The sequence below is a fragment of the Sphingomonas sp. HITSZ_GF genome (genome assembly GCF_029543155.1).
Lineage (GTDB): Bacteria > Pseudomonadota > Alphaproteobacteria > Sphingomonadales > Sphingomonadaceae > Sphingomonas.
The window spans coordinates 1,024,818-1,046,741 of the sequence record NZ_JARQXA010000001.1 but is presented as its reverse complement, the minus strand read 5'-3'; the positions used below and the strand labels follow the sequence as shown (position 1 = coordinate 1,046,741).

Annotated in this window: 16 protein-coding genes and 1 tRNA gene; 12 read left to right on the top strand and 5 right to left on the bottom strand. The window is 67.0% G+C overall.

All coding sequences use genetic code 11. The features are described 5' to 3' along the window. Positions 1-35 precede the first annotated feature (35 nt). Positions 36-1,232, bottom strand: coding sequence for a LysR family transcriptional regulator (locus P6144_RS05110; protein WP_277766623.1), 1,197 nt, complete (start codon positions 1,230-1,232; stop codon positions 36-38). 101 nt (positions 1,233-1,333) lie between these two features. Between P6144_RS05110 and ligK the strand changes: the two genes are divergently transcribed. The 4 genes from ligK to P6144_RS05090 are packed head-to-tail and all read left to right on the top strand — an operon-like array spanning position 1,334 to position 7,465. Then, positions 1,334-2,008, top strand: a complete 675-nt coding sequence (gene ligK, locus P6144_RS05105; RefSeq protein WP_277766622.1) for a 4-carboxy-4-hydroxy-2-oxoadipate aldolase/oxaloacetate decarboxylase — start codon at positions 1,334-1,336, stop codon at positions 2,006-2,008. Then, complete coding sequence (locus P6144_RS05100; RefSeq protein ID WP_277766621.1) at positions 2,001-3,059, top strand: 4-oxalomesaconate tautomerase; 1,059 nt, start codon at positions 2,001-2,003, stop codon at positions 3,057-3,059. Before ligK ends, P6144_RS05100 begins: the two co-directional genes overlap by 8 nt. Next, complete coding sequence (locus tag P6144_RS05095) at positions 3,056-3,991, top strand: amidohydrolase family protein (RefSeq protein ID WP_277766620.1); 936 nt, start codon at positions 3,056-3,058, stop codon at positions 3,989-3,991. The genes P6144_RS05100 and P6144_RS05095 overlap by 4 nt, the downstream gene beginning before the upstream one ends. Positions 3,992-4,039: 48 nt before the next feature. After that, the gene (locus P6144_RS05090; protein ID WP_277766619.1) at positions 4,040-7,465 is read left to right on the top strand and encodes a PAS-domain containing protein; all 3,426 of its coding nucleotides are present in this window, start codon (positions 4,040-4,042) and stop codon (positions 7,463-7,465) included. Here the strand turns inward: P6144_RS05090 and P6144_RS05085 are convergent. Beyond that, positions 7,423-8,019 (bottom strand): response regulator transcription factor, encoded by a 597-nt coding sequence (locus P6144_RS05085; protein ID WP_277766618.1) that lies wholly within the window; start codon positions 8,017-8,019, stop codon positions 7,423-7,425. The genes P6144_RS05090 and P6144_RS05085 overlap by 43 nt on opposite strands. A gap of 177 nt (positions 8,020-8,196) precedes the next feature. Here P6144_RS05085 and P6144_RS05080 point away from each other — a divergent pair, with 177 nt between their 5' ends. The 5 genes from P6144_RS05080 to P6144_RS05060 all read left to right on the top strand — a co-directional run bounded on the left by P6144_RS05080 (position 8,197) and on the right by P6144_RS05060 (position 16,000). Continuing rightward, positions 8,197-10,545 carry a TonB-dependent receptor gene (locus tag P6144_RS05080; protein ID WP_277766617.1) on the top strand — a complete coding sequence of 783 codons (2,349 nt, stop codon included), beginning with the start codon at positions 8,197-8,199 and terminating at the stop codon, positions 10,543-10,545. A gap of 63 nt (positions 10,546-10,608) precedes the next feature. After that, complete coding sequence (locus tag P6144_RS05075) at positions 10,609-11,538, top strand: alpha/beta hydrolase (protein ID WP_277766616.1); 930 nt, start codon at positions 10,609-10,611, stop codon at positions 11,536-11,538. Positions 11,539-11,550: 12 nt separating this feature from the next. Further along, positions 11,551-12,798 (top strand): gallate dioxygenase, encoded by a 1,248-nt coding sequence (locus P6144_RS05070; protein WP_277766615.1) that lies wholly within the window; start codon positions 11,551-11,553, stop codon positions 12,796-12,798. Next, positions 12,795-14,099, top strand: coding sequence for an MFS transporter (locus P6144_RS05065; protein WP_277766614.1), 1,305 nt, complete (start codon positions 12,795-12,797; stop codon positions 14,097-14,099). The genes P6144_RS05070 and P6144_RS05065 overlap by 4 nt, the downstream gene beginning before the upstream one ends. A gap of 44 nt (positions 14,100-14,143) precedes the next feature. Beyond that, a complete protein-coding gene (locus tag P6144_RS05060; RefSeq protein ID WP_277766613.1) occupies positions 14,144-16,000 on the top strand; it encodes a tannase/feruloyl esterase family alpha/beta hydrolase in 1,857 nt (618 codons plus the stop codon). A 202-nt stretch (positions 16,001-16,202) separates the two neighbouring features. On the opposite strand, the gene P6144_RS05055 is transcribed toward P6144_RS05060, so the two are convergent. From P6144_RS05055 to P6144_RS05045, 3 genes are all read right to left on the bottom strand, one after another. After that, a tRNA-Glu gene (locus tag P6144_RS05055) sits at positions 16,203-16,277 on the bottom strand. Positions 16,278-16,350: 73 nt separating this feature from the next. Beyond that, positions 16,351-18,114: a single-stranded-DNA-specific exonuclease RecJ gene (recJ, locus tag P6144_RS05050; RefSeq protein WP_277766612.1), complete on the bottom strand. Its 1,764-nt coding sequence runs from the start codon at positions 18,112-18,114 to the stop codon at positions 16,351-16,353. Positions 18,115-18,168: 54 nt separating this feature from the next. Next, a complete protein-coding gene (locus P6144_RS05045) occupies positions 18,169-18,327 on the bottom strand; it encodes a hypothetical protein (protein ID WP_277766611.1) in 159 nt (52 codons plus the stop codon). Positions 18,328-18,547: 220 nt separating this feature from the next. Here P6144_RS05045 and smpB point away from each other — a divergent pair, with 220 nt between their 5' ends. The 3 genes from smpB to P6144_RS05030 all read left to right on the top strand — a co-directional run bounded on the left by smpB (position 18,548) and on the right by P6144_RS05030 (position 21,779). Next, on the top strand, positions 18,548-19,027 hold the full coding sequence (smpB, locus tag P6144_RS05040) for an SsrA-binding protein SmpB (RefSeq protein ID WP_277766610.1): 480 nt from the start codon (positions 18,548-18,550) through the stop codon (positions 19,025-19,027). Further along, a complete protein-coding gene (locus tag P6144_RS05035; protein WP_277766609.1) occupies positions 19,020-19,580 on the top strand; it encodes a DUF2062 domain-containing protein in 561 nt (186 codons plus the stop codon). Before smpB ends, P6144_RS05035 begins: the two co-directional genes overlap by 8 nt. Before the next feature lie 123 nt (positions 19,581-19,703). Next, positions 19,704-21,779 (top strand): M13 family metallopeptidase, encoded by a 2,076-nt coding sequence (locus tag P6144_RS05030; RefSeq protein WP_277766608.1) that lies wholly within the window; start codon positions 19,704-19,706, stop codon positions 21,777-21,779. Positions 21,780-21,924 lie beyond the last annotated feature (145 nt).

Here is a 21,924-nt window from a genome sequence, read left to right as displayed (position 1 = left end):
CGCCCGGCGCGCGGCCAATCGGTTTTGGCGGAGTGCTATTGGTTTTCCGGAATTCCCGATGCGGTGCGCAGCAATTCGAGGAACCGCGCCTGCGCTCGGGTCGGCCGCCAGCCTTCGCGAGTGCTGACCCCGATCGTCCGGCTGCTCTGCGGCAGCGGCGGGCCGATCGTCGCCAATATGCCGTTGCCCGATTCTATCGCGATCTGGTCGGGCGAAAGCAGCGTGAGGAAGTCGCTCTGGCGCAGCACCTCGCGGATCACCATCACAGATCCGCACTCGATCGGGGCGGGTGGCAGGTCGCGTCCGGTGAACAATGCCTCCCATTGCCCCCGCAACGGTGTGCCCGCCTGGCCGACGATCCAGGGATAGGCAGCGAGGCGGTCGAGACTCGGCGCCGCTTCGGCTGCGAGCGGGTGGCCGGCGCGGCCGATCACCACCAGCCGGTCGACCAGCAGCGGCAGTTGCGCCACACCGCGCGGCGGCTCGTCGCGCAGCGCGCCCACGGTGAGGTCGAGGACGCCGTCGAGCAGTGGATCGATCAGTTCGCGCCAGGACCCTTCGACCACATCGATTCGCACGCGCGGATACTCGGCGGTGAAACGGGCGATGGCGCGGGGCAGGATAAGGGCGCGCGAGAGCGGCATCGCACCGATCGCCAGACTGCCGCCCGGCGCCGTTTCTTCCCCGAGTACTTCGGCCAGCGCCGCCACCAGTTCGCTCCGCGCGAGCCGCACGCCGCGCGCGAGCCGGGTGCCCGCAGCGGTCAGCGCAACGCCGCGCCCACGTCTTTCGACCAGCGGGTACCCGCAAATCTGCTCGATCTCGCGCACCGCGCGGTGCAGCGCCGGCTGCGATAGGCCGGTCGCGGTCGCGGCGCGCGCGAAGCCGCCCGCATCGGCGAATGCCAGGAAGGCGCGCAGCTGGGTACTGGTCATCAACAGCTCGGGCCGGACAAAGCCGCGCGCGCCGCTGCGCCCTGACTGAGCGAGATGTATGATCGCGGCGTCGCTCCGCTCGGCGAGTAATTGCCCCTCGGCGGTTGCAGTCATCCCGTCGGCGTGGCGCTCGAACAGCGCTATCCCCAGCCGAGTCTCAATCTTGGCGATGCCTTGGGTCAGCGCGGGCTGCGACAGGCCGACGGCTTCGGCGGCCGCGCTCATGCTGCCGCGCGCCATTATCGCCGAGAGCGCGCGCAGGTGGCGCAAATTGAGATCGAACGGCTCGAGTTCCATGGTGCACCAATAGCAAAAACTTATCGCTGGCCTGCAATGTGAATTGTTGGCGGCACCGCGGCTTGCCTAGCGACGAGCATGAAGCAATTCAGGAGAGCGGCATGGCCGGGAAAGTCGTCCAGAATATCGAGCGCGCCGATCCGGCGGTGATCGCGGGGCTGGCGCATGCCGGCGTCGCCACGGTGCACGAGGCGCAGGGGCGCATCGGCCTGCTCGCACCTCATATGCGCCCCATCTATCCCGGCGCGCGCATCGCCGGCTCGGCGGTGACGATCTCGGCACCGCCCGGCGACAACTGGATGGTGCATGTGGCGATCGAGCAGCTGAAGGAGGGCGACATCCTCGTCCTCGCACCGACTTCGCCCTGCCTCGACGGTTATTTCGGAGACCTGCTCGCCACGTCGGCGATGGCGCGGGGTTGCCAGGGACTGGTGATCGACGCCGGCGTGCGGGACGTGCGCGATCTTACCGCGATGGCCTTTCCTGTCTGGTCGCGCGCGGTGTTCGCACAAGGGACGGTCAAGGCGACGCTCGGTTCGGTCAATGTGCCGATTGTCTGCGCCGGCGCCGCGATCGAGGCGGGCGATGTGATCGTCGCCGACGATGACGGCGTCTGCGTGGTCAAGCGCGCCGACGCCGCGGCAGTGCTCGAAAAGGCCCAGGCGCGCGAAGCGGCCGAGGAAGGTAAGCGCAAGCGGCTGGCGGCGGGTGAGCTCGGCCTCGACATCTATGACATGCGCGGCAAGCTCGAGGCGATGGGGCTCAAATATGTCTGATGCCAGTGCGCACTGCATGTGGATGCGCGGCGGCACCTCCAAAGGGGCCTTCTTCCTCGCCGCGGACCTGCCGCAGGACGTTGCCCGGCGCGATGCCTTTCTATTGCGCGTGATGGGCTCGCCCGATCCGCGCCAGATCGACGGCATGGGCGGCGCCGATCCGCTCACCTCCAAGGTGGCGGTCGTGTCGAAGTCGGCGCGCGAGGGCGTCGATATCGACTATCTCTTCCTCCAGGTCTTCGTCGACCAGCCCATCGTCACCGACAGCCAGAATTGCGGCAACATGCTCGCCGGCGTCGGCCCCTTCGCGATCGAGCGCGGGCTGATTTCGGCCAAGGGCGAGGAAACCCGGGTGGCGATCTTCATGGAGAATACCGGCCAGGTCGCTGTCGCCACCGTCCAGACCCCCGGCGGCGCGGTCACCTACAAGGGAGATGCCGCGATCAGCGGCGTGCCCGGCACCGCAGCGCCGATCCCGCTGGCCTTTCGCGATACCGCCGGCTCTTCCTGCGGCGCGCTGCTGCCCACCGGCAACGGGGTGGACGAGATCGACGGGATCAAGGTCACGCTGATCGACAATGGCATGCCCTGCGTCGTGATTGCCGCATCGGACATGGGGATCACCGGCTATGAGGACCGCGACACGCTCGATGCCGATGCCGCGATGAAGGCGAAGGTCGAGGCGATCCGCCTCAAGGCGGGCCCGCTGATGAATCTCGGGGACGTGAAGGAGAAGTCTGTCCCCAAGATGATGCTGGTTGCAGCGCCGCGCGAAGGCGGCGCGATCGCGGTCCGCTCGCTGATCCCGCACCGCGTCCATGCCTCGATCGGCGTGCTCGGAGCGGTGAGCGTCGCCACCGCCTGCCTGATCGAGGGCTCGCCCGCCGCCGCGCTGGCGGTGGTGCCCGAGGGCACCAGCAAGACGCTTGGTGTCGAGCATCCCACCGGCGTCACCGAATGCGTGGTCACGGTCGACGGGTCAGGTGCGCCGGTCGAAGCCGGGATGTTGCGCACCGCGCGCAAGTTGATGGATGGAATGGTTTTCGCATGAGCGCCGGCGCAGGGGCCCGCATCCGCAGCTGGACCCTCACGCCTTCCAAGCCCAGCTTCGTGCTGCCGCCGGGCGCGGTCGATGCGCATTGCCATGTCTTTGGCCCGCAGGCGGACTTCCCGTTCAGTGCCAAGGCCAAATACCTGCCCCAGGATGCCGGGCCCGAGGCGCTGTTTGCGCTGCGCGAACATCTCGGCTTCGCGCGTAATGTCATCGTGCAGGCGAGTTGCCACGGCACCGATAATCGCGCGACGCTTGATGCAATCGCCAAGTCCGGGGGCAGGGCACGCGGCGTCGCGGTGGTCGATCCAGCGATTGGCGAGGAAGAACTCGGGGCCCTCCACGCAGGCGGCATCCGCGGGGTCCGCTTCAACTTCCTCAAGCGTCTGGTCGACGACGCGCCCAAGGACATGTTCCTAGAGGTTGCCCGCCGGCTTCCTGCCGGCTGGCATGTCGTGGTCTATTTCGAGGCGGACATTCTCGAGGAACTCCGGCCTTTCCTTGATGCGATCCCGGTGCCTGTGGTGGTCGATCACATGGGGCGACCCGATATCAGTCAAGGTCCCGGCGGACCGGACATGCGCGCCTTCCGCACCTATCTCGATAGCCGGCCCGACATATGGGTGAAAACGACCTGCCCCGATCGTCTCGATCCGGCCGGTCCGCCCTATGGCGCTTTCGTCCGCGCGGTCCGCCCGTTGATCGAGGATTATCCGGAGCGGGTGCTGTGGGGCAGCGACTGGCCGCATCCGAACATGGAGAAGGTTCTTCCCGACGATGGCGGGATCGTCGACGTCATCCCGCAGATCGCCGTCACCCCGGAGCAGCAGCGCAGGCTGCTCGTCAGCAATCCGATGCGGCTCTATTGGGCCGAAGAGACCGTGCGGGAAGGGCAGGCGAATCGACCATGGTACGAAGGTGCGGGTGACTGACCCTTTGGCCGGATTGGCGACCTCGGGAGGTCAGGTTAGCATGTCGCCGTGCTGAGCCTGCCCCTCATCATCGGTTCGATCTGCGCCTATCTCGGCCTGCTCGTCGCCATCGGATGGCTGGCGGAGCGCCGCGGGCGCGGATGGCGGCCCTGGACCAGCGGACTGTTCTACGGCCTGTCGCTCGCGACGCTGTGTTCCTCATGGACCTATTTCGGCGCAGTCGGCGACGCGGGCGCCGGCATCTGGATGTACCTCGCCAATGTGCTGGGGCCGATCCTATCGATCACGCTGGGATTCCCGATCTGGCGGCGCATCGCCGCGTTGTCGAAGCGGGAGAATGTCGGATCGCTCGCAGATTTTCTTGCCGCCCGCTACGGCAAGAGCAGTGCATTGGGCGTGCTTGTCGCCTTGGTCGCTACGATCGGCGCGCTGCCCTATATCGCGCTTCAGCTGATCGCACTCGCACGGGCTTGGAATTTCGCGACGGGCAGTGGCCAGCCCGCAGCGTGGCAGGTGCTCGTGCTCGTCGCCTTACTCATGACCTTCGCCGTGGTGTTCGGCGTCCAGCGGCCCAGCCTTACCCAGCAGAACCGCGGTCTTGTCGCGATGGTTGCCTTCGAATCCTGCGTGAAGCTGGCCGGCCTAGCCTGTGTCGCCGGCCTCGGATTGTGGTTGCTTTCAGGGAACCCCGGCGGGATCGCGCGCGGGGTGGCAACGATCCCGCCGCTGCTGCCGCAAATGAACTTCCCCTTCGTGACCGCCACGCTCCTCTGCGTGTTCACGACCCTCACCTTGCCCCGTCAGTTTCATCTCGCCTTCGTTACGCTCGAGCGGGAGAAGGATGTCCGCGTCGCGAGCTGGCTGGTGCCAGCATATTTTTCGCTCTGGGCGCTCGCCGTGCTTGCGATCTCGCTTGCGTTGCGCGGCGGCTTCAACGTCGCGGGGGTGGATCCCGACATGCTGGTTCTGGCCCTGCCCATCGCGCACCAGTCGCAAGCGATTGCAGTCATCGCGATCCTGGGCGGCCTCTCCGCCGGCGCGGCCATGGTTGTTGTCGAGACGACGGCGGTCGCGGCGATGGTCTCGAATGCGATCGTGCTGCCGTTGATGGCATCCGCCCAGGCGCGCGCGGGCGCAAGCGCACGGGTCGGGCGGTCGATCCTCCGGGTCCGGCGCCTCACCACCGTGGCGATCGGGTTGCTCGCCTGGCTCTATTATGTCGGTTTGCGCGACGCGCTGGGCCCAACCCAGCTCGGCATCACCGCGCTCGCCGCGTCTGCGCAGCTGCTTCCGGCGCTGCTCGGCGGGCTCTATTGGCGCCAGGGGCATGCCCGCGGTGCCATTGCCGGCATCCTCGCGGGCATGCTGGTCTGGGCGGTCGCGATCGCGGCACCCGCCTTTGGCGCGCATGCGGCGCCGGTGCCCGCGGTGGATGGCATCCCGCAATATCCCGGCAACGCCGCGAGCCTCGCGATCGTGGCGAGCCTCGCGCTCAATCTGGCTTGCTACATCCTGGTCTCGTTGCGGACTGCACCTCGGCTCATCGACACGATCCAGGCGACGACGTTCGTCGCGCGGGCCCCGGGAGCAGGACAGAGCGACCCGCATGGTCTTGGCGCGACGGTCGCCGATCTGCGCGGGCTGCTTACCCAGTTCCTGGGCGAGGAACAGGCCGGACGGGCGCTTCGCGACCTTCGCCTCGAAGTGCCCGACGCGGAGTTCGCCGATGCAAGTCCGGTCAGTCCGGCGCTGGCACGGGCTGCCGAGCGCATGCTCGCCGGCGTCATCGGCGCGCCCTCGGCGCGGAATGTCGTTGCGATTGCGCTAGCCGCCGGCAACCAGGATGCTGCCGAGGTGAGCCGCATCCTCGACGAGGCGGCGCACGCGGTGCAGTTCGGCCGCGAACTGCTGCAAACCACATTAGAGAGCCTCGACCAGGGCGTCTATGTCGTCGATGCGGAGATGCGGCTCGTTGCCTGGAATGCGCGCTACCTCGAGCTCATGCGCCTTCCGCGTGAGGCGGTTCATGTCGGCAAGCCGCTGCGGGAGCTGTTCGCTATTGTCGCGGACCGTGTCGATACAGGCGCCATCCGCCACTATGCCGAACGACGCCTTGCGGCGGTAGAAGGGCGAGAGCGGTTCGAGGAAGAAGTGGCGCTCGAGCAGGACCGGACGCTGCGCATCATCGGCACGCCGCTGGGCGCGGGGCGGTATCTCACCACGTTCACCGACATTACTGGGTTGAAGCAGGCCGAGCGGGTGTTGGCCGCTAGCAACGAGGAATTGGAGCAGCGCGTCCAGGCCCGCACCGCCGAACTTGTCGATGTGAATGCCGCGCTGGCATCCGCCAAACAGGTGGCCGAGCGTGCCACGGGCGCGCAGCAGCGCTTCGTCGCCGCCGCCAGCCATGACCTTGTCCAGCCGCTGCATGCCGCACGGCTCTTCCTCGGCAATGCACTTGCGGGTGTCCGCGGCGACCCGCAGGTCGCGTCGCTCGTCCAGCGCGCGGATCAGGCGGTGGAGGGTGCGCATCGGTTGCTGCGCGCTTTGCTGCATCTCTCTCAGCTCGAGATCGGCGCGCTTAAGCCCAAGCTTGAACCGGTGGATGCCGGCGAACTGCTCATGGCGCTCCATGAAGAGTTCGAGGGCCAGGCGCGGGCGCGGGGCATTGAACTGGTCGTGATGCCGACCCATCGGTGGGGGCGTTCCGATCCGGATCTGCTGCGCTCGATGCTGCAGAACCTGCTGGTCAATGCGATCCGCTACACGCCAAGCGGGCGTGTAGTACTTGCCTGTCGTCCGGCAGGCTCGGACATCCGATTCGAAGTACGAGACAGCGGCGTCGGCATTGCCCCCGAGGCGCTCCCGGTAGCATTCGCCGAATATAGCCGCCTCGATGAGGGAAAGGCGCTGTCAGAGGGGGCAGGGCTAGGTCTCGCCATCGTCGCACGCGTCTCCCAGGTGCTTGGCCACACATTGGCTGTCCGCTCGCAACCGGGCCGCGGCAGCACGTTCGCGATCTTGGTGCCGTCCACCGCGGCGCTCGCGTCGCGCCCCGTTCTCGAGGATGTCCCGCCCCAGCTCGGTGGCCTGCGTGTGCTGTGCGTTGACGACGACCCCGACGTGCTGCTCAGCACCACCGCGCTGATCGAGCGCTGGGGCGGGCGGGTTACCGGCGCCGCGACAGCGGACGCGGTCAGTGCGCAAGGGAGATGGGATGTCGCGATTGCCGATTATCATCTGGGCGGCGAGGATGGTCTGGCGCTGCTGCGGCGACTGGCCGGGCGTGCTGGGCTGCGTCTGTTGCTGACGGCCACCCCGGATCCTGGCTGGAGCAGTGCGCCGGCCGAGCTGAACGGTATCGTGGTGCTCAACAAGCCGATCGCGCCGCTGGTGCTTCAGGCCGTGCTGATCGAAGCCGCCGTAAAGGCTCAGGGCGATGACGCACCCTCGACGGCCAGCGCCACCAGCTGAGCCCTGGTCTGCGCGCCGAGCTTGCGAAACACGGTGTGTAGGTGGAATTTGACTGTCCGTTCGCTGATCCCGAGCTCATAGGCGATCTGCTTGTTCATCAGCCCGCGACGTACAGCGTCCAGGACCTTGGCCTGGGCCGGGGTCAACGCGGTGCCTGCTGCAAGCGGCGTCCCCTTGGTGAACCATTGCTCGCCCTTGAGAAGGGTCTCCACCGCCGCGCTCAGCTCCTCGACATCGGCTGATTTCGGTACGAAGCCGGCGGCACCGCAGGCAATCGCGGTCTTGATGGTTTCGGGATCATCCGCGGCTGACACGATTGCGATCGGCACCTGTGGAAACAGTGCCTTCAGCGACAAAAGGCCGGTCACGCCGTTGCTGTCGGGCAGCTTGAGATCGAGCATGATCAGCGCAACCTCGGCGTCCTCGGCGAGCGCGGATCGAACTGCCGCCAGCGTCTCGAACTCGGCGACTTCGATTGCACCTTCGATGCCATGCACCGTCTCCGCCAGTGCCTGGCGGAACAGCGGATGATCATCGACCAAGAAGACGCGCATGGGCTCACCACTGACATTGCAACAATGCCGACTCTCGCAGCCCGGATGCGCGGCAGCAAGCGCGGCGACGCCCTGACCCACCTGTCCTTACGGGCAGGGGGAGCAGCGTGCCAACAGCGGTTATGGAATGCCCGAGGCTCCGAAAAAGGGGCACATCGAGAGGATGGGAGGGGTTCTATGCTGTTCCTTCAGCAAGTTTCGAATTCGACGATTCTGAGCGCTCGTCAGGGCGGACCGCGTGGCGCCGCGAGTGCTGCCTGCGCCATCTCGGCGATCGCGCTGCTCGCGGCCGGCGCCGCGCCCGCCTGGGCGCAGGATACGGCCACTACTGCGCAGCAACAACCGCCGGCCGGAGAGGGCGATACGACTGCAGCGCCCGCGGACCAGGCCGAGATCGTGGTGACGGCGCTCAAGCGCAGCGAATCGGTGCTCAAGGTTCCGGCCGCGATCAACGTGCTGCAGGGTGACGCCTTGAAGACGATGGGCGTGCAGGATGTCCGTGATCTGCAGAATGTGGTGCCCGGCCTCAATATCGACCGCAGTCCCTTCGGGCTCAGCGTCAATATCCGCGGCGTCACGACTACGGACAATACCAGCAAGGGCGAGCAGGGCGTCGCGACGACGATCGACGGCGTCTATATCGGGCGCCCCGCGCAGCTCGGCCAGTCCTTCTTCGACGTCGAGCGGGTCGAGGTGCTGCGCGGCCCCCAGGGCACGCTCTATGGCCGTAGCGCCACGGGCGGCGCGCTGAACATCATCACTCATGCGCCGGTCGATCACTTCGAAGCCTATGGCAAGGTCGAATATGGCAACCTCGACACCGAGCGCGTCGAGGGTGCGATCAACGTCCCGGTGGCGAGCTGGCTCGCGGTTCGCGCGGCCGGCAGCTACAATCACCAGGACGGCTATTATCTTCCCGCCGACGGTTCGGCGGCGCGTGGCACCACCGACAATGTCACCGGGCGCTTCTCCGCGCTGTTCACGCCGCTTTCCGAGCTCACCGCCCGGATCACCGTGACAACCGGCCATATCGGCGGAACGCGCACGGCCGCGGCGCGCTATGACCTCGTCACGGCCGGCGCGTCCTTCGCTGACCTGCGTCCGGTCCTGGGCAATCCCTTCGGCGCCAAGACCGACGAGGATTTCACCAACATCAACGGCGAAGTGAACTGGGATCTGGGTCCCGCGACGCTCACCTATGTCGGCGGGCACCAGTATTTCCGTTCGGGCGACCTTAACTCGTCGACCAACAATCCCGTGGCGAATTACCAGGGACCACCGCCGGTGGTGCCAACCTATAACTGGTCGTTCTATCGGGGGAAGGTGAAGAGCGACCAGCACGAGTTTCGGGCTTCGAATTCCAATCCGGGCTTCATCGACTATGTCGTCGGTGCCAACTATTACATCGAGACAATCAACGAGAGCGATCATAACTGGTCCGCCCCGGTCTCGAACCCGACCGCAGCTGGAAGTCGCAATGCGGTCAATGCCGTCAACACCACGCGGCACAAGTCCTGGGGCGTGTTCGGCCAGGCGACGGTGCACCTGACCGATGCGCTCGGCATTGTCGGCGGCCTGCGCTACTCAAACGACCAGGTTGGCCGCAACGGCACCTTCGCCGCTGGCGCCGGTCCGACGCCCTTCAGCATTTGGCCGAACCCGCAGGGTACGCCTTGTCAGGTGCCACAGGATTGCATCGGCACGCCGAACAACGCCCTCCAGAAGGCCAGCAAGGTCACGTGGCGCGCGGGTCTCAACTATCAGATCGACAACAGCAACCTACTCTATGCTTCTATCGCGACCGGCTACAAGGCGGGCGGCTTTAACGATTTCGACGCCGCGACCGGCACGGTGGGCGAATACACCCCGGAGCAGCTGACTGCCTATGAGGCGGGGTATAAGGGGCGGCCTGCACCGTGGCTGCAGCTCACCTCGGCGGCCTTCTATTACGACTATTCGAAGCTTCAGATCAGCAGCTTGCTCAACATCAACGGCAATTTCGTCATCTACACCCGCGACGTCCCTGCGGAGATTTATGGCTGGGAGAATGAGGTAACTTTCACTCCCGGCCGCAGCACCTCGATCAGCCTCAGCGCGAACTTCGAGCACTCAAAGTTCAAGCGCTTCATGGCCGGCCTGACCCAGAATGTGGACTATTCGGGCAAGTCGATCGACAAGACTCCCGCCTTTGTCGCGACCGCAACGCTCAACCAGTCCTTCGACCTGGGCAGCGGCTATGCCCTGCGCTTCCGTGGCTTCACCAAGTACAGCAGCTCCTACACGCTTACCGACTTCGTGACGCCGTTCCGTTATCGCCAGGGCTCGTTCACGCGAAGCGACGCGAGCCTCACCTTGGCGGCGCCGAAGGACAGCTGGTACCTGCAGGCGTTCGTCCAGAATATCGAGAACGACTATCAGGCGGTCGCCGCCCCTGGCAACGTAACCTCGACTGCGCCCGCGGGTGCTACCTGGGGCATCTCCGAGCCGCTTTTAGCGGGGGTCCGTTTGGGGTTCAAGCTGGGGTAAGGGGGGGTGGGGGCTCGCGTTTGGCGAGCCCCCGTCGCGCCCATCCGCGCCAGGAGTATTTGCATGAAGCGCAGTATCAAGCGGCTGTTGATCGGCGCCGCGGTCCTTGTCGCGGGCGCGGCGGCTTATGGCGGCTGGACCTATCTTGCCTCGGCGCCGCCTGCTCCGACGGTGGCGGACATCGCCTATGGTGCCAATCCGGCGCAGCGCTTCGACCTGTGGAAGCCCGCGGGCAAGGGGCCGTTCCCGGTTGTCCTGACGGTGCATGGCGGCGCCTTCGCCTTTGGCGACAAGCGCGGGCATGATGGATTGAAGCAGGATATCACAGCGCTTCTGTCACACGGCATCGCAGTTGCCAGCGTCAATTACCGCATGAGCGGCGAGGCACGCTTCCCCGCGGCCGCCAACGACGTGACTGCTGCGTTGCTCGACCTCCGCCGGCGTGCGCCTTCGCTCGATCTCGACCCGGGCCGCATTGCGCTGTGGGGCAAGTCCGCCGGTGCCAATCTGGTGCTGCTCACCGGGCTCGCCGCCGGGCGCGCGCCGATCGGTACCGGCGCGCCAGCGCCGGTCTCGGCAATCGTCGCGATGTATCCGCCCACGCAGTTCGACACGATGGACGCCCAGCTCAAGGCGTCGGCCTGCGGTGCCAGCTCGGCGGGCCACGATGCGGCGGACAGCCCCGAGTCAAAATGGCTGGGCGGACCTGTCCAGCAGCATCGCGATCTGGCGCGCCAGGCGAGCCCGCTCACCTATGTTGGGCCGACATCCCCGCCCGTGCTGGTCCAGGCGGGCACGGCGGATTGCATGGTGCCGCATCAGCAGAGCATCGTGTTGGCCGACGCCTTGAAAAAGGCGGGCGCGCCGGTGCGCATCGACCTGCTGCCAGGCGCCAAGCATATCGATCCTGCCTTCGACGCGCCTGCCAATCTCGCAATCGTCATCGATTTTCTCGAGCGCGCCTTCGCGGCAGCGCCGGCCCCTGCACGATAACCGGAAACGATAATGGCGCGCATCATCGGCGGCATCGGCACGTCGCATACCCCGACCATCGGCTTCGCCCTCGACGCGGGCAAGCAGCAGGACCCGGCCTGGGCACCGATCTTCGCCGCCTATGAGCCCTTGAAAGCCTGGCTGGCGGAGAAGAAGCCAGATGTGGTCTTCGTGATCTATAACGATCACGTCACCTCCTTCTTCTTCGATCACTACTCGGCATTTGCGCTGGGCGTGGGCCCGATGCACCACTGCGCCGACGAAGGGGGAGGGCCGCGCGACATCCTGCCGGTACCCGGACATCCCGGTCTGGCCCGCCATATCGGCGAACAGCTGGTCGCCGCCGAATTCGACCTTTCGTTCTTCCAGCGCCGGCCGCTGGATCATGGTGCCTTCTCGCCGCTGAGCCTGCTCTACGATCACCGTCAGGGCTGGCCCGTGCAGATGATTCCGCTGGCGGTCGGTGTGCTACAGAACCCGGTACCGAGCGCCCGGCGCTGCTGGAAGCTGGGCCGGGCGCTGCGCCGCGCGATCGAGAGCTATCCCGAGGACCTGTCGGTCGCGATCGTCGCGACCGGCGGCCTTTCCCACCAGGTCCACGGCAAGCGCGCCGGCTTCAACGATCCCGAATGGGACCGGCAGTTCCTCGACCTGATCGTCGAGGATCCCGAGGTGCTTGCCGGCATGAGCCAGGCCGAGCTGGCGATGCGCGGTGGTTGGGAAAGCTCGGAAGTGGTGATGTGGCTGGTGATGCGCGGCGCGCTCGCCGCCGCTCCCAAGCTGCTCTCGCGCAACTACTACCTGCCTTCGATGACCGGTATTGCGACGTTGCTGCTCGAAAATCCTGAGCCACAGCCGCTGGCGACGGATCTCGATCCTGCCATGCTGGCGCTGCCACACAGCCAGCCGTTCACGCTCGACGTGAGCGTGCAGAACTACGACCTGAACCGCTTCCTCCAGCAGATGGTCGAGCCCGCGCACCGCGCCGCCTTCCTCGCCGACGAGGAAGGCATGCTGGCGGCATCGGGACTGAGCGCCGAGGAGCAGAACCTGATCCACTCGCGAGACTGGACCCGACTCATCGAGCGCGGGGCGATCTTCTTCGGGCTCGAGAAGCTCGCCGCCGTGCTCGGCCTACCCAACGCCGTTGTTTACGCGGGCATGCGCGGCGAGACGCTCGCGCAATTCCAGGCCAGCCGAAATGCGCCCGGCGCGCTCTACTCGGTCGGAAAGAGCCTCAAAGAGGGAGAGGGCGCATGAGCGAGGATCCCCGCGAGCTTATCGCGCGCGAGCCCATGCATCCGCGCCAGGTGCTGGCGATCGCGATTGCGACTGCGCTCAATGCGCTGGACGGCTTCGACGTCCTGTCGATCTCCTTCGCATCGCCCGGCATCGCGTCCGATTGGCATGTCGACCGCGCAGCCCTTGGCGTGGTGCTGTCGATGGAGCTGATCGGAATGGCGATCGGCGCCTTTGCGCTAGGCGCGCTCGCGGATCGGCTCGGCCGGCGACCGATGATCCTGGCCTGTCTGGTGATCATGGCGACCGGCATGGGGCTCGCCGCCCTGTCGACGAATGTCTTCGCGCTTTCGGCCGTACGCCTGTTCACCGGGCTTGGGATCGGCGGCATGCTGGCCGCGACCAATGCGATCGTCGCGGAATGCGCCAATGCGCGCCGGCGTAACCTGGCGGTCGCGATCATGGCCGGCGGCTATCCGATGGGCGCGGTCGTTGGAGGCAGCATCGCCTCCGTGATCCTCGGCGCAACGGGCCAGTGGCAATCGATCTTCGCGCTTGGCGCGATCGTCACCGCCGCCTTCATTCCGCTGGTCCTTTGGCTCGTGCCCGAGACCATCGCCTTTCTCTGCCTGAAACAGCCCGCCGGGGCGTTGGCGCGGGTCAACCATACGCTTGCGCGCCAGGGGCGCGCCGCCCTTTCCGCGCTTCCTCCGCTCGATCCGGTCGCCGCCAAGACCCGGCTGGCGGATGCTTTCGCACCGGGCATGGCGCGCATCACGCTGTTGCTGATGCTCAGCTACTTCGCACACATCATGACCTTCTACTTCCTGATGAAGTGGATTCCGAAGATCGTCGCCGATCTCGGCATAGCGCCGGCGATGGCTGGTCAGGTGCTGGTCTGGGCAAATCTGGGCGGTGCGACCGGAGCGCTTGTCGTCAGCCTGCTCAGCCAGCGTTTCCCGGTTCGCGGGCTGGTCATGGCCGCAATGGTCGGCGGCGCCGTCGCGGTCGTCGGCTTCGGCCAGGAACTGCACACCCTCGCAGCGCTGTCGCTTGTCGCGGGTATCGCCGGCTTCTTCCTGAATGGCGCGACCGCCGGCCTCTACGCCGTCTTCGCCCAGGCATTCCCGACCAGGTTGCGGGCGGGCGGGACGGGGCTCGTCATCGGTATCGGGCGGGGCGGTGCTGCGCTTGGGCCAGTGATAGCCGGGTTGCTCTTCGCGGGTGGCATGGACCTCGCGACCGTGGCGCTCATCATGGCCTGCGGCTCGCTCGTCGGTGCTGTCGCCCTGCTGCTCGTGCGGCCCATGACCAGCGCATGATTCCACACTTCACCCCTCTTCGTCTCAACAGGAGATTGGCTTCCATGACTGTCTTGTCGATGCGCGTGCCAAGGCGCGTGCTGCTCGCGGCACTTGCGCTGGCGCTGCCGGCCGGGCTGCTGCTTTCATCGCCGGACGCAGCGGTCGGGCAGGGGACACGCGCGGTTCGCCCGGGTGCGGGCGCTCCCGCGGCACTCGGCGTGGTCCTTCCCAAGGCAAGCTGCGGTGATCTGGCGAAGCTCGATGTCACGGCGCTGGGTGGCGCCGGCAGTCGGATCGAGAAGGCTGAGGAGACCATGAGCGAGCAGGGCCAGCCGATCTGCGCGGTCGACGGCACGCTTGCCCCGAGCATCACCTTCCGCGTCGAATTGCCGACCAGGAGCTGGACGCAGCGCTATCTCCAGACCGGCTGCGGCGGCCTGTGCGGTAGCCTCAACCTGCGGATTGGCGCGGCCGATGGCTGCCCGACGGTCCAGGCCGGCGGGTTCGTCGTCGCCTCGACCGACATGGGGCATCAGGGCATGAGCGCCGAGTTCGGCCGCGATCCCCAGAAGCGCGCCGACTTCGCTTATCGCGGCGTGCATGCGACGGCGCTGACCGCCAAGGCGCTGATCAAGGCATTTTACGGCCAGGCCGAGCGCTATTCCTATTTCAGCGGCTGCTCGGATGGCGGGCGCGAGGCGCTGGTCGAGGCACAGCGCTTTCCGGAGGACTTCAACGGCATCATCGCCGGTGCCCCGGCGATGGCGTTCACCGTACAGAACAGCCTGTTCCATGCCTGGCAGGCCCGTTCGAACACCGGCGCCGACGGCAAGCCAGTGCTCCTCGCATCGCGGCTCCCGATCCTGCATGCCGCCGTCCTCAAGGCCTGTGACGGTCTTGATGGCCAGGTCGATGGCCTCATCGCGACGCCCGGCCAGTGCCGGTTTGACACCAAGTCGGTGGTCTGCAAGCCGGGCCAGGACCCGACGTCCTGCCTGAGCGCCGCGGAAGCGGAAGTCGCGCAGCGCTTCTATGACGGACCGCGCGATGCGAAGACCGGAGAGCGGCTGACCCAGGGCGGCCCGCAATATGGTTCGGAGCTGCAATGGGCGGGCGTTTATGTGCCGCAGAGCGCGGAACAGCCGATCTTCAGCACGATGATCGCCGAAGGCTCGATGGCGAACCTGATCTTCCTCGACGGTCAGCCGGCAAAGCTCGCCGACGTCGTGTTCGACCGCGCGACCTTCGATCGCCTGCGCGAGCGTCATACCTTGTTCGACTCGACCAGCCCGGACCTGTCGGCATTCGCAGGCCGCGGCGGCAAGCTCATCCTCTTCCATGGCTGGGCAGATCCGCACATCTCGCCGATCAACACCATCGCCTATCACGACGCGGTGCGTCGCCAGATGGGAGCGACGGCCGCCGAAGGGTTCGAGCGCCTCTACCTGATGCCGGGCATGGGTCATTGCTCCGGCGGCGAGGGACCGAACCAGTTCGACTTGCTGACCCCGATCATGGCCTGGGTCGAAGGTGGGCAGGCGCCGGATGCGATCGAGACGCGGAGTGCCGACCCCTCGAAGCGCAGCCAGTTCGGCTTGCCGGGCGGCGGTCGTGGCCCCAACGGGCCTCCTCCGGGCATGGGCCGGCCGGGTGCGGGCGGTCCGCCTCCGGGAATGCTGCCGCCGCCGGGTGCTCCGGGTGCCGGACGTCCGTCGGGACCGCCGCCGGCGTTCGCCGCTGCGCCGGCTGGCCCCGCGCGCAGCCGCCCCGTCTATCCCTATCCCCATGTCGCAGCCTATAGCGGCACCGGCGATGTCAATGCCGCCGCCAGCTACACGCGCGGCAAGGCAATCGCAGTTGAGGTGCCAGCATGGGCGGGTTCGGATTATTTCCGCCCCTACAAGGGGGTGAACAACTAGAGGCTGCCACGCGGGCGATCCTGATGGGATCGCCCGTGCTGTTGCGTGCCTGCCCATGGACGGTTGGCTGCTGATGCGGCGGTATCTCGACCAGAAGCTGAAGCTGCGCCAATTGCGCGCGATCGCGATGCAGGGCCGTAGAGAAGTTTTAGAGAAGTTGCATTTTTGCAACTGAAAAACCCACCAAGCCTTTGAAAAGGCTTGGTGACCCCTACGGGAATCGAACCCGTGTTTCAGCCGTGAAAGGGCCGCGTCCTAACCGCTAGACGAAGGGGCCATGCCGAAGCGTGGAGGCGGCCAGTTAGGGAAGGATCGCCACCGGGTCAAGCGCTTCCAGCGCGCTTCGGCACTTAATCCGCCCAGGCCGCATCCTCGACGTGCAGTTCGGCGGCGGGGCGGCTGCCCCAGTCGTCGATCTTCGCGCGGCCCGCCAGCCAGAGCTTGCGGTGGCGCGGGGCCGAGAGCAGCGCCTGGCCCAGCTCGGTATCGGCCTGGCGGAAGGCGACCGCCTTGATGCTGCGCCCGTCCGGCCCGGCGACGATCAGGCGGACATGCCCGCCCGTGCCGACCACATCGGCCTTGATCACCGTCACCGGCCCGGCCGCCACGCGCGGCGCCGGCCAGCCCATGCCGTAAGGCCCGCCGGCCTCCATCGCGTTGACCAGATCGGGGCAGACCCCGCCCGGCGCGACCACGGCATCGACCAGCAGCGCGCGCTCGCCCATCGCCTGGGTGACGCGCTCCGAAAGCCGTTCCTCGAGGAACTCGGCAAAGGCGTCGAGCTTGTCTTCCTCGATCGTCACGCCGCAGGCCATGGCATGGCCGCCGCCCGCCTTGAGCAGCCCGGCATCCTTGGCGGCGATGATCGCGGCGCCCAGGTCGACGCCGGGGATCGAGCGGCCGGATCCCTTGCCCACGCCGTCCTCGTCGAGCGCGATCACGATCGCCGGCCGGCCGAGCTTTTCCTTGAGCCGCCCGGCGACGATGCCGATCACGCCGGCATGCCAGCCCTTGCTCGCCACCACGGCGACCGCGTGATTGGCCTTGCGCAGGCCGACCTCCTCCGCCTCGGCCTGGACGCCGGCTTCGATCGCGCGGCGCTCCTCGTTGAGCAGGTTGAGCTCCTCGGCGATCGCCCGGGCTTCCTCGGGATCGCGCGTGGTGAGCAGGCGCACGCCCAGGTCGGAGCGACCGACTCGCCCGCCGGCGTTGATCCGCGGGCCCAGCGCGAAGCCGAGATCGGTGGCACTGGGCGCACGGGTGAGGCGCGAAGCCTCGATCAGCGCGTTGAGCCCGATGTTGCGCCGCTGCGCCATCACCTTGAGCCCCTGGGCGACAAAGGCGCGATTGAGTCCCTTGAGCGCGGCGACGTCGGCCACGGTGCCGAGCGCGACGATGTCGAGCAGGTCGAGCAGCTTGGGCTCGGGGCGGCCGGCGAAATAGCCACGGGCGCGCAGCGTGCGGACCAGTGCTGCGCCGAGCAGCCAGGCGACGCCGACGGCGGCGAGATGGCCGTGCGCCGCGCCTTCGGCCTCGTCGAGCCGGTTGGGATTCACCAGCGCGAGTGCCACGGGCAGTTCGGCGGCGCATTTGTGGTGATCGACCACGATCACCTCGGCACCGGCATCGCGCGCCATTTCCAGCGCTTCGAAGGCCATGGCGCCGCAATCGACGGTGACGATCAGGCTGGCGCCTTCGCCCTTCAGTCGCACCAGCGCCTCGCCCGAGGGGCCATAGCCTTCCATCAGCCGGTCAGGGATATAGGGGCGGGCCTCGAGCCCGAGATCGCGCAGCAGCAATATGAGCAAAGCGGCGGAGGTGGCGCCGTCCACGTCGTAATCGCCGAAGATCGCGACCTGCTCGCGCTGTTCCACTGCGTCGGCGAGCCGCTCGGCCGCCTTGTCCATGTCGCGGAAGATGGAGGGATCGGGCATGAAGGCGCGGATGCTAGGCGCCTTGTGCATGTCGAGATCCTCGCGCGCCACGCCGCGGGCGAGCAGCAGCTGGGTCACCAGGTCGTCGGGCACCAGCCCGCCGCGCGAATCGCTGGCCAGGCCGCGCCAGCGCCAGGGCTGGCCGGTGATCGAACGTTGGATATTGAGAACCGCCGACATGCCGGTGGCTATGGCGCAGCGGGCAGGGGGCTGTCCATTCCCCGCCCGGTCGTCCTATCCGAAGGTGGCGCCGTGCTGCTCCAGTCGCCGGGCATAGGCGGCGGCGAACTCGCCATGGATACGGGCGATGGCGGGATCGGTGGCGCTACGGGCCTTTTCCTCGCTCGCGCGGTGTCGGCGCTCGAGGAAATCACGTTCATTCTGCTGGACCATGGCAAAGCTCCGGCTTCAAGCGGCAGCTTTCCAGTTGCTGTCAGTTCGCGCCTTGCTCGACAAAAAGGGGGCGCCAATAGGGCCCTTGTACCCGCTATTGCGCCGGATAGCGAGCGAATACGGCGGTTTGCGCTCGGTTCGCCGCATTTGCCGCACGGCGCCGCTTCGTGCACCGTCGGGCTGGCGCTCGGGCATTTCCGCGCCTACATCGCATCGCCTTATGGCCCGTCCCCGCCCCGCCCTAGAGAAAGTGAAGACCGTCGCCGAGAACCGGCGCGCGCGGTTCGATTATTTCATCGAGCACACCTATGAGGCGGGCATCGCGCTCACCGGCACCGAGGTGAAGTCGTTGCGCTTCGGCGAGGGATCGATCGCCGAAGCCTATGCGGAGGTGAACGAGGGCGGCGTCTGGCTGGTCAACTCGAACATCCCCGAGTTCAGCCATGGCAACCGCTTCAACCACGAGCCCAAGCGCCCCCGTAAATTGCTCCTTCATGAGCGGGAGATAAACAAGCTCCATGGCGCGGTGGCGCGCGAGGGGATGACCCTGGTGCCGCTGTCCATCTATTTCAACGGACGGGGCCGCGCCAAGGTCGAGCTGGCGCTGGCGAAGGGCAAGAAGACGCATGACAAGCGCGAGTCGATCAAGGAGCGGGACTGGAAGCGGGAGCAGGGGCGCCTGCTCCGCGACCGTGGCTGATCCGGCGCCCAAGTCTCCCGAAGCGGCATCGCGCTTCCGCCGCTGGCTCGACAAGGCGACACCCAGCCGCGAATCGGTCGAGACCAACCGCTGGCTGCGCCCGGTAGCGAACCGGGTGATGCACAGCGCGCTGTGGCGCTTCACCCGACGTTCCGTGCCGCGCGGCGTTGCGCTGGGTATGGTGACCGGCGTGCTGGTGCCGATGGGGCAGATCCCGGCTTCGGCCGTGCTGGCGTTGCCGCTGCGCGCCAACATCCCGGCCGCGGCGGCGACCACCTTCGTCACCAATCCCTTCACCACGCCGCCGCTCTGGGTGGCGGCCTATTGGCTCGGCAGCTGGATGATCGGCCCGGGCGAGGCGGCGGCGCAGGCGCAGGTGATCGAGCGGAGCTGGAGCGACTGGCTGTTCCATCAGGCCGGCCCGGCGACGCTGACCGGGCTGGTCACCATCACCGCGGCGCTGGCGGTGCTCGGCTATTTCGGCACGGCGCTCGCCTGGCGGCTGTGGATCGGCCGCAAATGGAAGCGGCGGGCGGCGGCGAGGGCGGCTTGAGCCGCGCTGCGGACGGGCAACATATTCGGTCATTCCGGCGTAACAATGTTACGTGGAGTCGATTGACGAGGCGTATCAAGGGTCTAAGACAGCGCGCATCCAATTGATCGAGGGTTTCCCCAGATGCGCCTGTCGCTCCTTGCCACCACGTTCCTCGCCGCGCCCGTGCTGCTCGCCGGCTGCGCCCATAACGAGCCGCTGCCGACCGCCCCGGTCGAGGCTGCGCCGGTCACGGATCCCGAGCCGCAGCCCGAAAAGCCCAAGCCGGTCTATGGCAGCTTCGGTTTCGACACCGCGGGCATGGACGCGTCGATCCTGCCGGGCGACGATTTCTACAATTACGCGAACGGCACCTGGGCGAAGAACACGCCGATCCCGTCGGACAAGTCGAACTATGGCGCGTTCAACGTGCTGGCCGACAATGCGCAGAAGCAGACGCACGACATCCTCGAGGGCGTGAAGGGCGATCCCTCGTCGAAGATCGGCACGGCCTATTCGGCCTATCTCGATACCGCGACGATCGACGCCAAGGGGCTGGCACCGGCCAAGCCCTGGATCGACCAGATCAAGGGGCTGAGCGGCAAGGCCGGCTATCCGGCGCTGGTCGCGGTCGCGCGGCGCAACGGCGTGAGCAGCCCGTTCAGCGTCTATATCGGCCAGGACGACAAGAACCCGGACGTCTATGCGGTCAACATGTCGCAGGCCGGGCTGGGCCTGCCCGATCGCGACTATTATCTCTCGAAGGACGCCAAGTTCGTCGAGACCAAGGCCGCCTATGAGAAGCATCTCGCCGCGCAGCTGACCAATGCCGGCGAACCCGACGCCGCTGCGCGCGCCAAGGCGATCGTCGATTTCGAGACCAAGATCGCCGCGGTCCAGTGGACCCGCATCGAGAGCCGCGACGCCAACAAGACCTACAACAAGATGACCGTCGCCGAGCTGCAGAAGCTGGCGCCGGGCTTCGACTTCAAGGCGATGCTGGCCGCCGGCAAGATGAACGTCGACAGCGTCATCGTCGCCCAGCCGAGTGCGGTCACCGGCATCGCCAAGCTGATCCAGCAGGCGCCGCTCGCGGTGCTGAAGGACCAGCTGCTCGTCCGCACGCTCGACGGCTTTGCCGACGTGCTGCCGAGCAAGTTCGACAAGGAGCAATTCGCGTTCTACGGCACCACCCTGTCGGGCACGCCCGAGCAGGAAGTGCGCTGGAAGCGCGCTACCGACTTCACCACCGGGGCGCTGAGTGACGACCTGTCGCAGCTCTACGTCGCGAAGTATTTCCCGCCCGAGACCAAGGCTGCGGCGGACAAGCTGGTGAAGAATGTCATCGCCGCGATGGACCGCCGCATCGACCAGCTCGAATGGATGGCGCCGGAGACCAAGGCCAAGGCGCACGAGAAGCTCGCCGCCTTCACCCCGAAGATCGGCTATCCGGACCGCTGGCAGGACTATTCGGCGCTGACGATCACCGCGGGTGATGCGTTCGGCAACAATGTCCGCGCCAACAACTGGCAGTATGACGACAATGTCTCGAAGCTCGGCCAGCCGATCCGGCGCTGGGAATGGGGCATGACGCCGATGACGGTGAACGCCTATGCCAATTTCGGCATGGTCGAGATCGTCTTCCCGGCCGCAATCCTGCAGCCGCCCTTCTTCGATCCCAACGCCGATCCGGCGGTCAACTATGGCGGCATCGGCGCGGTGATCGGCCATGAGCTGAGCCACCATTTCGACGACCAGGGCGCCAAGTACGACATGCACGGTCGCCTGACCGATTGGTGGACGCCGGGCGACGTCAAGGCGTTCAAGGAGCGCACCGACGCGCTGGTCGCCCAGTACGACCAGTATGAGCCGCTGCCGGGCATGCACGTGAAGGGCGGGCTGACGCTCGGCGAGAACGTCGCCGATCTGGCCGGTCTCACCGTCGCCTATGACGCGTACAAGCATTCGCTGGAGGGCCAGCCGGCGCCGGAGATCGACGGTACCACCGGCGACCAGCGCTTCTACCTCGGCTGGGCCCAGGTGTGGCGTCGCAACTATCGCGAGGCCAACCTGCGCCAGCGCCTGCTCACCGATCCGCACTCGCCTTCGCAGCAGCGTGCCTGGGTCGTGCGCAACCTCGATCCCTGGTACGGGGCATACAACCCCGATCCGGCGACCAAGCTGTTCCTGGCGCCCAACAAGCGCGTCCGGATCTGGTGAATTCTATCTCCCTCTCCCCAATGGGGAGAGGGAAGGGGCCCGCCGCGAAGCGGTGGGAAGGGAGAGGGGCAGTGGCGAACGGTGCCTCTCTTCCCCTCTCCCTTCCGCCGACTTCGTCGGCTCCCTCCCTCTCCCCGAGGGGGAG

Coding starts and splice junctions, on each gene's coding strand:
- P6144_RS05100 (WP_277766621.1), top strand. CDS start 2,001: ATGTCTGATGCCAGTGCGCACTGCATGTGGATGCGCGGCGGCACCTCC.
- P6144_RS05080 (WP_277766617.1), top strand. CDS start 8,197: ATGCTGTTCCTTCAGCAAGTTTCGAATTCGACGATTCTGAGCGCTCGT.
- ligK (WP_277766622.1), top strand. CDS start 1,334: ATGGCCGGGAAAGTCGTCCAGAATATCGAGCGCGCCGATCCGGCGGTG.
- P6144_RS05065 (WP_277766614.1), top strand. CDS start 12,795: ATGAGCGAGGATCCCCGCGAGCTTATCGCGCGCGAGCCCATGCATCCG.
- P6144_RS05085 (WP_277766618.1), bottom strand. CDS start 8,019: ATGCGCGTCTTCTTGGTCGATGATCATCCGCTGTTCCGCCAGGCACTG.
- smpB (WP_277766610.1), top strand. CDS start 18,548: ATGGCCCGTCCCCGCCCCGCCCTAGAGAAAGTGAAGACCGTCGCCGAG.
- P6144_RS05060 (WP_277766613.1), top strand. CDS start 14,144: ATGACTGTCTTGTCGATGCGCGTGCCAAGGCGCGTGCTGCTCGCGGCA.
- recJ (WP_277766612.1), bottom strand. CDS start 18,114: ATGTCGGCGGTTCTCAATATCCAACGTTCGATCACCGGCCAGCCCTGG.
- P6144_RS05045 (WP_277766611.1), bottom strand. CDS start 18,327: ATGGTCCAGCAGAATGAACGTGATTTCCTCGAGCGCCGACACCGCGCG.
- P6144_RS05095 (WP_277766620.1), top strand. CDS start 3,056: ATGAGCGCCGGCGCAGGGGCCCGCATCCGCAGCTGGACCCTCACGCCT.
- P6144_RS05075 (WP_277766616.1), top strand. CDS start 10,609: ATGAAGCGCAGTATCAAGCGGCTGTTGATCGGCGCCGCGGTCCTTGTC.
- P6144_RS05030 (WP_277766608.1), top strand. CDS start 19,704: ATGCGCCTGTCGCTCCTTGCCACCACGTTCCTCGCCGCGCCCGTGCTG.
- P6144_RS05110 (WP_277766623.1), bottom strand. CDS start 1,232: ATGGAACTCGAGCCGTTCGATCTCAATTTGCGCCACCTGCGCGCGCTC.
- P6144_RS05070 (WP_277766615.1), top strand. CDS start 11,551: ATGGCGCGCATCATCGGCGGCATCGGCACGTCGCATACCCCGACCATC.